The sequence below is a fragment of the Ornithinimicrobium carbonis genome, assembly GCF_977012275.1.
In genome coordinates this window covers 1,229,817-1,243,480 of the sequence record NZ_OZ348993.1, presented here as the reverse complement: position 1 = coordinate 1,243,480, position 13,664 = coordinate 1,229,817, and the positions used below count along the sequence as shown (strand labels likewise).

Below are 13,664 nucleotides of genomic sequence, written 5' to 3'. Positions count from 1 at the left end.
CCGGACACTAGTGGTCCCGTCCGACGACGTCGCTGAACCGGGTCTCCAGCCGCCCCGCCTGCCGGGCGTACCAGGCGGCCAGGGCGACCATCACCGGGTAGACGAGGACCCCGAGCAGCACCCACACGAGCGGCACGCCGCCCAGGCTCACCGCGCCGCTGGCGGGGACGACGGTCACGAGCAGCGGCACGCCCAGCAGCGCGACCGCGAAGACGCCCAGGACGGTCAGCGCCAGCCGCAGCTGGGCCCGCAGCAGGCCCTCGAGGTAGAGCTCGCCCACCCCCGTCTGCTCGACGAGGTCCGCGGCGGGGGTGCGCTGCCGGACAGGCGGGGCGCCGCGGCGGGACGAGGTCACCCGGACCCGCGAGGTATGCCGTCGCGCCGCCGCGACGTCATGCCTCCCGCCCGCCGCGTCCGGGGTAGGGGGCGGCGGCGTGGACATGGTGGGCAGGCTACGCCCCGGCTGCCGGCCGGGCGTTCGCCCCGGCCACCGCGGCGGGACTCTCGCCCGGTCGCCTGGGCCCCCCGAGCGGGACTCGTCGCGCGGTCGTCGCGGTCCGGTCAGCGTGGCCGCGAGCCCCGGGCCAGGATGTGCTCGCGGACCTCACGGGTGTGCCGCCGCGCCACCTGCAGCTCGGTCCCGTCCGGGACGAGCACGAGGGAGACCCTTCCCTGGCTCTGCCGGACCTCCGACACGTGCGCGAGGGAGACCAGCGTCGAGCGGTGGATCCGCACGAACCCCGCGCCGGCCCAGCGCTCCTCCAGCGTGCTCAGCGGGACCCGGAGCAGGTGCGAGCCGGTCGCGGTGAACAGCCGGGCGTAGTCGCCCTGGGCCTGCACGTAGCGGATGCTCGAACGCAGCAGGAAGCGGGTCACGCCGCCCAGCTCGACCGCGATGCGCTCGTCGGCCGGGACGCCGGCCGACGGAGAGCCGCCCTCCTGTCGGGCGGCCGGCCCGACGGCCGGGTCGGTCGGCTCGCCCGCCGTGACACCCTCGGCGGACGCGGAAGCACCTGCGGCGGGCGCGGACGCCATACCCTCCAGGACCCGGTCCACCGCGCGGGCGAGGCGGGACGGGGAGACCGGCTTCATGACGTAGTCCGTGGCCTGCACGGCGAAGGCGTCGACGGCGTGCTCCTCGTGGGCGGTGACGAAGACGACCTGGGGACGACGGGCGAAGCGGGCGACGATGCGGGCCAGCTCCATGCCGTCGAGCCCGGGCATGGAGATGTCGGAGAAGACGACGTCGACGTCGCCGGCGTCCAGGGCCCGGAGCGCGTCGGTGCCCGAGGACGCGGGCACCACGTCGTCGAACCGTCCGTCCTGCTCCAGGAGGTAGGTCAGCTCGGAGAGGGCGGGCGGTTCGTCGTCGACGACGAGGGCGCGCATGACCTCATCGTAGGAGGGGGCGGCGAGGGGGTGGCGACGGGGCGCGGGCGGGGCGCGGGCGGGGCGAGGCCGGGGCGCGGCCGGGGCGCGGCCGGGGCGCGGCCGGGACGGCGGCGGGCCGCGACGCCGGCTCAGCAACCGCGCAGGACCTGCGTCTTGACCCAGGCGGCCGACTGGTAGAGCCCGGCGCGGACCCGGCCCCGCAGGCTGCGGTCGGTCGCGGCGTCGGTCGTCCAGAGAAGCACCTCGGCGTCGGTGCAGCGCTCCATGAGCAGACGGGTGCGCCCGGCGTGCGGCGTGCTGGTCATCACCGCGACCCGCGACCAGCCGTGCCCGGCCGCGCGGTCGCCGAGGATCCGGGCCTCACCGCGCGTGGAGTACGGGTCGGGCAGGACGCACTCGACCCGGTAGGTCGCGGTGCGCAGGCCGCAGTGGTCGGTCGCGTAGGGCTCCCCGGTGCCGGCGTGGACCGAGGTGGTGGCCAGCAGCACGGGGGCGACGCCCCTGTCCATCACCGCCAGCGCCTCCTCGATGCGGGTCTCGACCGGACCGATGACGTAGACCGCGTCGACCGGTCCGACCTCGTCCACGGCCGGGGAGCCCACGACATCGACGGCCACCGAGACCCCGGTGACGAGCGCCGCGACCAGGGTCGCGGCGGAGGCGGTGAGCCAGGGCCTCATCCGGCCGCGTGGACACCGGGGGCGTACTTGGGCACCCGGAAGACGACCTTCGTGCCCAGCCCCGGCGCGGTCTCGACGACGAGGCCGTGGTCGTCGCCGTAGACCTGCCGCAGCCGGGCGTCGACGTTGCCCAGCCCGACGCTGTCGGTGTCCTTGCCGTCCGCGGCGGTGTCCCCGTCGAGCGCTCGCTGCACCAGGTCGGGGTCGGAGCCGACCCCGTCGTCCTCGATGGTGATCTCCGCCAGGTCGCCCAGGTCGGTGGCCGTGATCGTCACCGTCCCCACCCCCTCCTTGTGCGCCAGCCCGTGGCGGACCGCGTTCTCCACGAGCGGCTGGACGGCCAGGAAGGGGACGGCCACGGTCAGCACCTCGGGCGCCACGAGCAGGTGGACCTGCAGCCGCTCGCCGAAGCGCGCCTGCTCCAGCACGAGGTAGCGCTCGATGTTGCGTAGCTCGTCGGCCAGGGTCGTGAACGCGCCGCCGCGCCGCAGCGCGTAGCGGGTGAAGTCGGCGAACTCCAGCAGCAGCTCGCGGGCCCGGTCGGGGTCGGTGCGCACGAAGGAGGCGATGGCGCCGAGGGAGTTGTAGATGAAGTGCGGGCTGATCTGGGCCCGCAGGCTGCGCAGCTCGGCCTCCATGGCCCGGGTGCGCTCGCGGTCGAGCTCGCCGAGCTCGAGCTGTCCGCTGACCCAGGTCGCCAGCTGCTCGGTCGCCCGGGCCAGCCCGGCCGAGGGACGCGCGGCGTAGGCGGCGATGGTGCCGATGACCCGGTCCTCCACGACGAGGGGGGCCACCACCCCCGCCCGGACGTCGCACTCGGGGTCGCGGCAGGGCAGGTCGTCCCGGTCGAGCACGACGACGTCCCCGCTGGTCAGCACCCGACGCGAGTGGTCGGGCGCCTGCGGGGAGTGGTGCTCACCGTGGCCGGACCAGGTGAGCAGCTGCTGCCCGTCGCTGATCGCCAGCGCCGACGCCCCGAGCATGAGCCGCAGGTGGCGGGCCGCGCGTCCCGCGTGCTCGGTCGTCAGGCCCGAGCGCAGGTGCCGACCCGCCTGGGACCCGGTGCGCAGCGTCTCGTAGGTGATCCGGTCCGCCTCGGAGAGGAACCCCCGTGCCTCCCGCCGGCGCCGCAGCCACAGCGCGGCCTGCAGGACCAGGAAGGCTCCGGCCACCACGATCGCGGTGGGGAGGTGGAAGTCCTGCATGCAGCGAGGGTATGCCGTGCCGCCCGTCCGTCCGCCCCCGGCCCGCCCCCCGCCCGGGCGTGCCAGGCTGGGGAGCGCGGCCGTCGATCTTGGCGTCCACCGGCTCCCCGAGATACCCTCGGGGGTATCAGTTCCACCCGTTCAGTCAGGAGTCCCATGTCCCACGGTGCCCACGTCCTCGACAGCCTCAAGGCCCCCTCCCGCGAGCTGCGCTCCCGCATCCCGGACGTCTACGCCGGCTTCGCCGCCACCCACAAGGCCGCCCTCGCCGACGGCGAGCTGAGCACCGCCACCAAGGAGCTGATCGCCCTCGGCATCTCCGTGGCCACCCAGTGCGACGGCTGCATCGCCAGCCACGCCCGTGGCGCCGCCCGCGCCGGCGCCACCGCCGAGCAGGTCGCCGAGACCATCGGCGTCGCGATCCTCATGGCGGGCGGCCCGGCCACCGTCTACGGCCCGCGCGCGATGGACGCCTTCTTGGAGTTCTCCGGCGCCAAGGAGGCCTGAGCCTCCCGGTCGGGCCCAGCAGACAAGGATGTGCACCGCAGGCAAGGTCGACGACCTTGTCCCTGGTGCACAACCTTGTCCGTCCCGGACCAGATCCCGGCCGGGCCGTCCGAGCAGAACCCGGCCGAGGCCTACCCCCGCCCGGACGTGCCAGCCGGCTCCACCGGCCGGCCCAGGTCGACGAGCAGTGCGGTCGACAGCTCGGCGGCCGCCTGCCGCACCTTGTCCAGGTCGACGGCCGCGTGCCGCTCCTCCACGCTCGGCTCGATGCTCGAGAGCACCTCGTCCCGGTTCCGCGCGGCCGCCGCGGCCTGCACGGCCAGCTCCTGGCGCAGCTCCGGGCTGAGCAGCCCGCCCTCCCGGTCCGCCCGACGGGCCAGCTCCACGGCGAAGCGCTCGCCGGCCGCCACCTCCTCGCGGTCGTCGCTGGTGAGCATCCTCGCCGCCCGTTCGAGCAGGCACCGGCCACGCTCCACGTCGCCCTCGCCGACCTCGGCCACGGCCCGGGTCAGCAGCGGCCGGTCCTCCAGGAGCACCTGCCGCGCGAGCATGGCCAGCTGCAGCCCCAGCACCCGTTCACGGGTCCGGGCGCCGACGTCGCCCTCCCGCAGGCTGGGGACGTACCCCCGGGACGGCGCACTCTGGGCCATCGTGTCGAGGTACTCCCGCTGCGCCTCCTCCGGCGTGTCGACGGTCTCGCGCAAGGGGATCGGCCGGATGGCCAGCGTCGCGAAGAAGACGACGACCACGATGGGCAGCCCCAGCACGAAGACGTCGTGCAGCTGGTCGGCCAGGCCGGCGCGCACCGCCGCGAGGACCTCGGGCGGCAGCCCCTGGGTCGCGGCCGGGTCGAGCGCGACGCCCGCGTCGATCTGTCCGAGCTCGGCCGCCCGCGCAGCGACCTCCGCGGGCAGGTAGCCGGCGATCGCGGACGTCATCCCCGCCGTCATCACCGAGCCGAAGACCGCGATCCCCACGGTGTTGCCGACGTTGCGGAAGAACTGCAGCGTCGCGGTCCCCACGCCCAGGTCGGCCCGGGACACCGCGTTCTGGACGACGAGGGTGTACTGCTGCATCGCCATCCCCAGCCCGGTGCCCATGACCGCGATCGCCGCGGTCATCGCCCACTCCGAGGAGTCCACGGTGAGCCGGGTGAGCATCCACAGCCCCACCCCGGTGACGACCGTGCCCAGCAGCATCAGCTCCTTGTAGCGCCCGGTCCTGGTGATGAGCAGACCGGCCAGGATCCCGACGACGATCATCCCCAGCATCATCGGCATCAGGATCAGGCCCGACTCGGTCGCCCCGGCCCCGAGCACCCCCTGGGCGTAGACCGGGACGTAGATGAGCGCCCCGAACATCACCATCGCCAGCCCGAAGGCGGCGATGTTGGCCCAGGTGAAGATGCTGTTGCGGAACAGTCCCAGCGGCAGCAGCGGGTTGTCGGCCCGCAGCTCGACCAGGACGAAGGCCGCCAGCAGCACCGTGCCCGCGGCGAAGAGGCCCAGCACCGGCGCCGAGCCCCACGGGTAGGTGGTGCCGCCCCACGAGGTCGCCAGCAGGATCGCCACCAGCGCCGGGGTCAGCGTGACGATGCCCAGCACGTCGATGCTGCCCCGGGTCGGCTCGTGGTCCAGGTGCAGGAAGCGGGCGATGATGAAGACAGCGACGATCCCCACGGGGAGGATCGCGAAGAACAACCAGCGCCAGCCCAGCGCGTCGGTGATCACTCCGCCGGCGAGCGGCCCGGCCACCGAGGTCACCCCGAAGACGGCGCCCATGAGGCCCTGGTACTTGCCCCGCTGCCGCGCCGGGATGATGTCGCCGATGATCGTCTGCGACAACGGCATCAGCGTGCCCATGCCCAGGCCCTGCACCGCTCGGCCGAGGACGAGCGTCCAGAAGTTGGGCGCCAGCCCCGAGATCACCGAGCCGAGCATGAACACGACCAGCCCGCCGAGGTAGAAGCCGCGCCGGCCGAAGATGTCGGAGAGCTTGCCGACGATCGGCACGACGATGGCCGAGACCAGCATGGCCGCGGTCGCCACCCAGCTGTAGTGCTCCATACCCCCGAGCTCGGCGACGATCCGCGGGATGGCGGGGCCGACGATCGTCTGACTGATCGAGGCGACGAACATGCCGAGCATCAGCCCGACGAAGACCCGCCGGTGGGCCGGGGTCATCCGGTAGGCGACGGGCTCGGGCGTGGGGTCGGGGGCGTCGGCGGGCGCGGCTGCGGGCGTGGTCACGCGGACCGCCCGGGTATGCGGTGGTGCCGGCGGGTGCGCTCGTCGCGGCGGGTCTCGAGGCTGTCGGTGAGCTGGGACAGCAGGCGGGCGAGGTCGGCCCGGTCCGCGTCGTCCCATCCCTCGAGGGCGTCCGTGACGAGCGCGACCCGCCGGGCCCGCTCCTGACGGACGGCCTCCCGGCCGTACTCCGTCAGCCGCAGCAGGTGGGCCCTGCCGTCCGCCGGGTCGGGCTCGCGCGCCACCAGCCCCCGCTCGGCCAGCGAGGCCAGCCGGCGGCTCATGGTGGAGGGGTCGAGCCCCTCGGAACGGGCGAGGTCGCGGGAGCGGACCGCCTCCCCGACGTCGTCCTGGTGGGTGAGGTGGACGAGGACGGAGAAGTCGGGACGCGACAGCTCCCCCTGGAACTCGATGAGGAGGCGACCCATCGAGGCGAAGGCACGCGCCAGCTGCTCAGATACATGCATGATGCAACCATCATACGCCGTGCGGAGTGCCGATGCGTCCGTCGTACGCGCCGGACCCCGACCCGCCGAGCGGCCACCGGTGGACGAGATGGCAGCGGCCAGACTCCCACCAGGCCAGGTCGAGGGTCTCCGCCCGGGCTTCGAGGGGCAGCAGGCCCTCGAGCCGTGCGCGCGTGGACTCCTCGGTGACATCGCCGTGGACGAGGTCGAGGGTCAGGTGCGGGTCGGGCGCGAACTGCCCGCCGTAGGGCCGATGGTCGGGGAACTCCCCGACGAGCAGGGCCGTGAGCCGGGCGAACGGCTCGGCGGGTTCGGGCACGAGATGCACGATCCCGTTGGGGAAGGTGGCCACCCGGGCGAGACGGTAGCTGAACGGCTCCACCTGGGCCGCGACGTCGGCGACCCGGCCGGCCACCGCCTCGTCCAGGACGTCGACGAACGGACCCAGCGCCGTGACGTGGGCGTGCCCGAAGCGCGGGTCGTTCGAGACAAAGGCGGGATCGTGCTCCGCGGTCCGGGCGCGCACCCACCCCTCCAGGGCCGGCACCGACACCTGGAGCACGCTGTGGCCTATCCACCGCTCGTCCTGCGTCTCGGCCGGGTCCACCGGGGCACCGTAGCCCGGGCGGCCCGACCAGCTCGTGGAGCGGGAAGAACACCCCACCGATGAGTTCGGTCACCGGGACTGGTCGGACCCAGCAGCGGCACCGGACGGCGCCGCCGCGGCGACCGTCGCAGACCAGGGACGACCGTCGCCGACCAGGACGACCCAGGAGGAACGACATGCCACAGCACCAGGCGATCTTCGTCAACCTGCCCGTGGAGGACCTCGACCGGAGCCGGGCCTTCTTCTCCGGGCTCGGCTACACCTTCGACGAGAACTTCTGCGACGACAACGCGCTCTGCCTCGAGCTCGGCCCCGCCCTCTACGCGATGCTGCTGCGGCGGGACTTCTTCGACGGCTTCCACGACCGCCGGACCGCCGACACCGGCACCGTGGAGACGCTCCTGGCACTGTCGGTGGAGTCCCGCGCGGAGGTGGACGGTCTCGCCGACCGGGCCGCGGAGCTGGGTGGCACCGCGGTCCGCAGCGAGGACATGGGCCTGATGTACGGCCGCTCCTGGAGCGACCCGGACGGCCACGTGTGGGAGGTCATGTGGATGGACCCGGCCTTCACCGGGGATGGACCGGAGGTGCCCGACGGTGGGACGGTGGAGATCGACGGCGCGCCGGTCGCTGCCGGCCGTCGCGCATGACCGGGCCGGTCCAGGAGGGGTTGGTCCGTGAGGGGCCGGTCCGCGAGGGGCTGGTCCGCGACGGGCTGGTCCGCGACGGGCTGGTCCGCGACGGGCCGGCTCAGGACAGGCGGGTCCAGGACGGGTGGGCGAGGAGCGAGGCATGACGACGACCACGGGGACGCAGACGTTCGAGGAGCTGACCGCTCCGCTGCGCGGCGAGCTGCTCGCGCACTGCTACCGCATGCTCGGTTCGGCCGGTGAGGCCGAGGACCTGGTGCAGGAGACCTACCTGCGCGCGTGGCGGGCGTTCCACTCCTTCGAGGGACGTTCCTCGGTCCGGACCTGGATGTACCGGATCGCCACCAACACCTGCCTGACGGCCCTGAAGCAGCAGGGCCGCCGGCCCCTGCCCAGCGGCCTCGGGCAACCTCCCGGCGACCCGCACGTGCCGGTGGTCGAGGACCGCTCCCGCGACTGGCTGGAGCCTCTTCCGGACCGGATGGTCTGGGGCGAGGCCCGGCCGGACCCGGCCGACGCCGCGGTGGCGCACGAGGGTGTCCAGCTGGCGGTGGTCGCCGCCCTCCAGGACCTGCCGCCGCGGCAGCGTGCCGCTCTCGTGCTGCGCGACGTGCTGCAGATGTCGGCCGCCGAGACGGCCGAGGCGCTGGGGTGCTCGGTGGCCGCCGCCAACTCCGCCCTCCAGCGCGCCCGGGCCACCGTCGGGGACGGCATGCGGCAGGCCGGGCGCCGGGTGCACGAGCTCACCGCCGAGGAGCGCGAGATCTTCACCCGCTTCTGCGAGGCGTTCGAACGCTACGACGTGCCCGCCGTGGTGGAGGTCATGACCGAGCAGGCCACCTGGCAGATGCCTCCGTTCGACCGCTACTACGTCGGCCAGGAGGCCATCGCCGCCCTCATCGGGACTCAGTGCCCCGCCTCCGGGCCGCTCGACCTGCGCATGGTGCCGACGGTCTCCAACGGCCAGCCCGCCGCCGGGATGTACCTGCGCGGCGAGGACGGCGTCCACCGTCCCTTCCAGCTCGTGGTCGTCGACGTCGTCGACGGGGCGGTCACCGCCGTCGTGGGTTTCTTCGACGAGGCCGCCTTCGCGCGGGCCGGTCTTCCGGCCAAGCTGGCCGACTGACCGACTGGGCTGTCCCCGGCCGCCCGGTGACCCCGCCGGACGCCTCACCGGTCACCCCGCCGGACGCCTCCCCGGTCGCCCCGCCCGGTCGACCGGTCGCCCCGCGGATCGGCCGCCCGGTGGCCCCGCCGGAAGGCTGACCCGCCGCTCTGGGGGCCGTCGTACGCAGGACGGTGCGCCACTCATGGACGAACCACGCGCCTCCGAGAACCAGGATGATCAGCCCGTGCCACCAGGCGATGACGCCGGCGACGGCGGGCGCGACACCGGCGGCGATGACGACGGCCGGCGCCGCCAGGGCCCACCAGGCCGAGCGTCGGCTCATGGCCCGATCATCCACACGCCCGACTGTTCCGCAGGGCACCGGTCGCCCGCAAGACGAAGCTCCCCGTGCCGACGGCGGGCGATCCGGCCCCGGCCGAGACGGTCCGCGACAAGCAGGGCAGCCAACCGACCACCCCGCTGCGGCGTGTCGCGTGCTGCACCATCCGTGTTCTGGCACATGACACGCAACAACGGCCGGGCACAGTGCGCGACACGCCGGGGGGCCGGCCCCTGACTCACCGCCTGCCGTGCCGCGGCTCAGACGTCGCGCTCCCAGCGGCGCATCGCCCCGCAGGCGGTGAAGAAGTCCTCCGGCGTCGTCGTCGACAGGTCCAGGCAGGCCTGGTCCAGGCGCTCGGCGATCGCGCCGGCCTCCAGCAGCGGGCGGGCGCCGGGCACGTAGCCGATGAACTTGTAGTGCGAGAACGCGTCGGCCACGAAGTCCCGGGTGGCCGGGTGGCCGGCCAGCTCCTCCGCACCGGCGCCCTCACCGAGGAGGGCGACCGCGTCGAAGAGGACCGAGGGGCCACCGTCGATCTTGTGGTCGACCGGGCGGCGCTCGCCGCCGGCCAGGGTGACTCCTCCGATCTTGAGGGCGATCGTCTCCACCATCGCGCCGCCGTCCTCGAAGGCCTTCGTCAGCGCGTCCAGCACGGCTGCGTCGGTCCCGTCGGTGACGACGATGCCCAGCTTGCGCCCGGCGAAGCTCTCCGGCGCCCTCGCCTCCATGCTCAGCGCCGGCGACTCAGGCAGGTCGTGGTTCGGCTGCACGTGCGGGGTCGTGGCCTCGGGCAGGTCCATCCCGAGCCCGTCGGCCACCCCGGCCGCCAGCTCCTCGTCGACGTTGCGCAGGTTGGCCACGATCCGCTCCCGGACCACCGGGATCTCGCACTTGGACAGCTCGAAGACGAACGCCATCCGGATGTGGTCCTGCTCGACCGGGCTCTGGCTGCGCCAGAACTGTCCGGCCTGGGAGTAGTGGTCGGCGAAGCTCTCGGCGCGCACGCGCCGCGTGTCGCCGCTCTCCGGGCGCTCCACCGTGCGGAAGCCCGCCTCCCGGTCGGCCCGTGGGCCGGCGGCGGCCCCGGTGAAGGAGTTGGGCTCGTAGGTGGCCCGACCGGCCTGGCGGCCCATCTGCATGTGGCCGTCCCGCTGGAAGTGCATGACGGGGCAGCGTGGGGCGTTGACCGGCAGCTGGCTGAAGTTGGTCGAACCGAGGCGCTTGAGCTGGGTGTCCAGATACGAGAAGTTGCGACCCTGCAGCAGCGGGTCGTTGGTGAAGTCGATGCCGGGCACGACGTTCTGGGTCATGAACGCCACCTGCTCGGTCTCGCTGAACACGTTGTCGACCACCCGGTCCAGCCGCATCGTGCCGATCACCCGCAGCGGCACCTGCTCCTCGGGGATGATCTTGGAGGAGTCGAGCACGTCGAACTCGAAGGAGTCGGCGAACTCGTCGTCGAAGGCCTGGACGCACAGGTCCCACTCGGGGAAGTCGCCGTTGTTGATCGCCATCCACAGGTCACGACGGTGGAAGTCGGGGTCGGCGCCGTTGATCTTGACGGCCTCGTTCCACACCACCGACTGCAGCCCCTGCTTCGGCACCCAGTGGAACTTCACGAACGTGCTCTTCCCCTCGGCGTCGACGAACCGGAAGGTGTGCACACCGAAGCCCTGCATGAAGCGGAACGACCTCGGGATCGTGCGGTCCGACATCTGCCACAGCAGGGTGTGGGTCGACTCGGGCATCAGGCCGACGAAGTCCCAGAAGGTGTCGTGCGCCGACTGCGCCTGCGGCCAGCCCCGGTCCTGCTCCTCCTTGACCGAGTGCACGAGGTCGGGGAACTTGATCGCGTCCTGGATGAAGAACACCGGGACGTTGTTGCCGACCAGGTCCCAGTTCCCCTCGTCGGTGTAGAACTTCGTCGCGAACCCACGGATGTCGCGGGCCAGGTCGAAGGACCCCATGTTGCCCGCGACCGTGGAGAACCGGACGAACACCGGCGTCTCCTTGCCGGCCTGCGCGAACAGCGAGGCCCGGGTCAGGTCGGACAGGTCCTCGGCGGCGGTGAAGGTGCCGTGCGCGCCATACCCCCGCGCGTGCACCACCCGCTCAGGGATCCGCTCGTGGTCGAAGTGGAAGATCTTGTCGCGGAGGGCGAAGTCCTCCAGCAGGGTGGGCCCGCGGTCACCGACCTTCAGGGAGTTCTGGTCGTCCGAGAGGACCTGCCCCTGCGAGGTCGTCATCGCAGGTATGCCGTCGCCCGGCAGCTGGTGCAGCTCGCCACCGGTCCCGGGCTCGGTCGCGTCGGTGTAGAGCGGGTTGTCCGCAGCGGCACCCGCGTGGCGGGGCGTCGGCGGCTGCGGAGGGACCGGGTCCTGGGGGTAGTCCGGGAGCCGGGGGCCGCCGTCCTCCACCGCCGGCACGGACGGGTCGCTCGGCCGACCGCCCTTGCGGCCGTCCCCTCCCCGGGACGTCGGAGCGGTCTTGGCTGACTTCTTCGTGGCCATCTGGGGTCCTCCCGCGTCGTTCGCTCGCCGTCGGTGGCGACGCCTCCCACGCTAGGACGGTCGTGCCGCCCCGTCCTGCCGAAGCCGGACGGGGCCGGTCAGGGAGCTCGAGGGGCGGCCGGCCGGTCGCGGGCCTAGCGTGGGCACGGTGATCTCCTCCGCGCTCCGCCGCTACCGCGCCACCGGTGCCGACCTGCCGGGGGGCGACCCGCGCCGGGCCCACCCGGGCGTGGCGATGGAGGGCTACTTCTGGCGTCTGACGGACGTGGCCACCGGCCGGGTGCTCATCGCGCTCGTGGGAGTCAACCAGGGACCCGACGGCCCGTGGGCGACCGTCGGGCTGGCCTCCTCGGACGGCTTCCTGCGCACGGCCGCGGTGGCCGGCGCCACGGCCGACCCCTCCGGGCTGGGGGCCACGGCGGGCGCAGCGGCGGCGGGCCGGGACGGGTCACCGAGCTTCAGCGGGAGCGCGACCCACCTGCACGTGCAGCTGGACGACGCGATGGTCGACGTCTGCCTCGAGCCGCTGGCCCCCTGGCCCCGGCGGGCCCTGGGCGGGTCCAGCATCTTCCAGGCGGTGCCCCGGCTGAACCAGTACTGGCACCCCTGGCTGCTCGGCGGACGCGCCACGGGCACGGTCCGCCTCGGCGACGCCCGCTGGGAGCTGGACGGTGCGCAGGTCTACGGGGAGAAGAACTGGGGCGCCGAGGGGTTCCCCGACTCCTGGTGGTGGGGTCAGGCCCACGGCTTCGCCGAGCCGGGGGCAGCCGTCGCCTTCGCCGGGGGCCAGGTCCATGCCCGACCCCTGGGGCTGCCGCTGCGCACCGAGGTGACCGGGCTGGTCGTCCGCCTCCCGCAGGGGCGGGTGCTGCGGCTGGGCGACCCCGGGCTCAGCCCCGTCCGCGCCACCGTCCACGACGACCGGTGGCTCCTGGCGGGGACCCACCGGGCCGGAGGCTGGCGGGTCGAGGTGGAGGCCTCGGCCCCGGTGGGCGACGCCCACGTCCTCCCCGTCCCGCTGCCGTCCCAGGGTCGCAACACCCCGGGGGCGCTGGAGCACCTCACCGGCACCATGGAGGTGCGGGTGACCCGCGGCGGGCGGCCCGTGTGGAGCGGCGTCTCCTCCCTCGCCGGCCTCGAGCACGGCGGTCTGCGGCGGGCGGAGGCCGAGCTCGCCCGCCGGGGCGGTGACCCGACGCCGACGACGGCTCGCTGAGGCCCGGCGTCAGGACCCCGGCGAGAGGCGCTCGGCCGCGTCAGGACCGCTTCGGCTGGGCCCAGCGCCACCCGCGGGGCAGCTTCTCGCCGGCCGCGACCGACCGGACGCGCACGTCGCCGAAGACCGACCAGCCGGTGACCACGAGCCGGCCGCCGGAGGGCGGGGTCGTCCCGGTCGCCGCCGCACCCACCTCGGCCCGGGCGTCACCCAGCAGCGTCATCCCCTGGATCTGCACGTCCGTGCCCTCGGGCACGAGGATCTTCGCGCTGCCGAACAGGCTGTAGAGCTCGACCTCCAACGTCTCGCCGGGGCGCAGCACCTGGCGCAGGTCCAGCTTGCTGTCGCCGAACACCTGGTAGGCCACCGTCTTCCTCGCGGCGTCCCACGACCCGGTCCGCACGAGGTCGCCAAACGCCGACACCATCGGCTGGTCACGGTCCCGGCGGGCGGGCAGGTTCCCCGGACCGGAGGGGTATGCCGCACCGCCTCCCTGCCAGGAGCCCGGCGCCCCGGGGACGACCTCGGGCATCCCGGCGCCCGGCGTCTGCGGGCCGGGCAGCGGCGGGGGCCGCAGCGCGGGGTCGATCCCCGGCCCCGGCAGGGCAGGGTCTGCACCGGGCGGCGCCGCCAGCTCCTCGCCCTCCCGAGGACCCTGCCCACGCTGCTCGTCCTGCCACCCCGACCCGTACGTCATACCCCCACCGTAGCCGCGGCCACCGACGGTGGAGGA

Annotated in this window: 14 protein-coding genes; 5 read left to right on the top strand and 9 right to left on the bottom strand. The window is 74.0% G+C overall.

Features of this window, described 5'->3' with window-relative positions; all coding sequences use genetic code 11:
* Positions 1–7: 7 nt before the first annotated feature.
* The 4 genes from ACWHYA_RS05635 to ACWHYA_RS05620 all read right to left on the bottom strand — a co-directional run bounded on the left by ACWHYA_RS05635 (position 8) and on the right by ACWHYA_RS05620 (position 3,277).
* Complete coding sequence (locus ACWHYA_RS05635; RefSeq protein WP_425942477.1) at positions 8–442, bottom strand: hypothetical protein; 435 nt, start codon at positions 440–442, stop codon at positions 8–10.
* A gap of 119 nt (positions 443–561) precedes the next feature.
* On the bottom strand, positions 562–1,389 hold the full coding sequence (locus tag ACWHYA_RS05630) for a LytR/AlgR family response regulator transcription factor (protein WP_425942479.1): 828 nt from the start codon (positions 1,387–1,389) through the stop codon (positions 562–564).
* A gap of 131 nt (positions 1,390–1,520) precedes the next feature.
* Positions 1,521–2,072, bottom strand: a complete 552-nt coding sequence (locus ACWHYA_RS05625; RefSeq protein WP_425942481.1) for a hypothetical protein — start codon at positions 2,070–2,072, stop codon at positions 1,521–1,523.
* On the bottom strand, positions 2,069–3,277 hold the full coding sequence (locus ACWHYA_RS05620; RefSeq protein ID WP_425942483.1) for a GAF domain-containing sensor histidine kinase: 1,209 nt from the start codon (positions 3,275–3,277) through the stop codon (positions 2,069–2,071). The genes ACWHYA_RS05625 and ACWHYA_RS05620 overlap by 4 nt, the downstream gene beginning before the upstream one ends.
* A gap of 156 nt (positions 3,278–3,433) precedes the next feature.
* Between ACWHYA_RS05620 and ACWHYA_RS05615 the strand changes: the two genes are divergently transcribed.
* Positions 3,434–3,784 (top strand): carboxymuconolactone decarboxylase family protein, encoded by a 351-nt coding sequence (locus ACWHYA_RS05615; RefSeq protein WP_425942485.1) that lies wholly within the window; start codon positions 3,434–3,436, stop codon positions 3,782–3,784.
* A 131-nt stretch (positions 3,785–3,915) separates the two neighbouring features.
* Here the strand turns inward: ACWHYA_RS05615 and ACWHYA_RS05610 are convergent, their stop codons facing one another.
* From ACWHYA_RS05610 to ACWHYA_RS05600, 3 genes are all read right to left on the bottom strand, one after another.
* A complete protein-coding gene (locus ACWHYA_RS05610) occupies positions 3,916–5,967 on the bottom strand; it encodes an MDR family MFS transporter (protein WP_448095640.1) in 2,052 nt (683 codons plus the stop codon).
* Positions 5,968–6,029: 62 nt separating this feature from the next.
* Positions 6,030–6,497, bottom strand: coding sequence for a MarR family winged helix-turn-helix transcriptional regulator (locus ACWHYA_RS05605; RefSeq protein ID WP_425942488.1), 468 nt, complete (start codon positions 6,495–6,497; stop codon positions 6,030–6,032).
* 10 nt (positions 6,498–6,507) lie between these two features.
* Positions 6,508–7,104, bottom strand: coding sequence for a 2'-5' RNA ligase family protein (locus ACWHYA_RS05600; protein ID WP_425942489.1), 597 nt, complete (start codon positions 7,102–7,104; stop codon positions 6,508–6,510).
* Positions 7,105–7,280: 176 nt separating this feature from the next.
* Between ACWHYA_RS05600 and ACWHYA_RS05595 the strand changes: the two genes are divergently transcribed.
* From ACWHYA_RS05595 to ACWHYA_RS05585, 3 genes are read left to right on the top strand one after another with little or no spacing between them, the layout of a single operon-like run.
* Positions 7,281–7,754, top strand: a complete 474-nt coding sequence (locus ACWHYA_RS05595; protein ID WP_425942490.1) for a VOC family protein — start codon at positions 7,281–7,283, stop codon at positions 7,752–7,754.
* Positions 7,751–7,900, top strand: coding sequence for a hypothetical protein (locus ACWHYA_RS05590; RefSeq protein ID WP_425942491.1), 150 nt, complete (start codon positions 7,751–7,753; stop codon positions 7,898–7,900). Before ACWHYA_RS05595 ends, ACWHYA_RS05590 begins: the two co-directional genes overlap by 4 nt.
* Positions 7,897–8,880: a sigma-70 family RNA polymerase sigma factor gene (locus ACWHYA_RS05585; RefSeq protein ID WP_425942492.1), complete on the top strand. Its 984-nt coding sequence runs from the start codon at positions 7,897–7,899 to the stop codon at positions 8,878–8,880. The genes ACWHYA_RS05590 and ACWHYA_RS05585 overlap by 4 nt, the downstream gene beginning before the upstream one ends.
* A gap of 582 nt (positions 8,881–9,462) precedes the next feature.
* On the opposite strand, the gene ACWHYA_RS05580 is transcribed toward ACWHYA_RS05585, so the two are convergent.
* Positions 9,463–11,715 carry a catalase gene (locus ACWHYA_RS05580; RefSeq protein WP_425942493.1) on the bottom strand — a complete coding sequence of 751 codons (2,253 nt, stop codon included), beginning with the start codon at positions 11,713–11,715 and terminating at the stop codon, positions 9,463–9,465.
* Positions 11,716–11,863: 148 nt separating this feature from the next.
* On the opposite strand from ACWHYA_RS05580, the gene ACWHYA_RS05575 reads away from it, so the two are divergent.
* Complete coding sequence (locus ACWHYA_RS05575) at positions 11,864–12,931, top strand: tocopherol cyclase family protein (RefSeq protein WP_425942494.1); 1,068 nt, start codon at positions 11,864–11,866, stop codon at positions 12,929–12,931.
* Between the two features lie 40 nt (positions 12,932–12,971).
* Here the strand turns inward: ACWHYA_RS05575 and ACWHYA_RS05570 are convergent, their stop codons facing one another.
* Positions 12,972–13,628 carry a LiaF domain-containing protein gene (locus tag ACWHYA_RS05570; protein WP_425942495.1) on the bottom strand — a complete coding sequence of 219 codons (657 nt, stop codon included), beginning with the start codon at positions 13,626–13,628 and terminating at the stop codon, positions 12,972–12,974.
* Positions 13,629–13,664 lie beyond the last annotated feature (36 nt).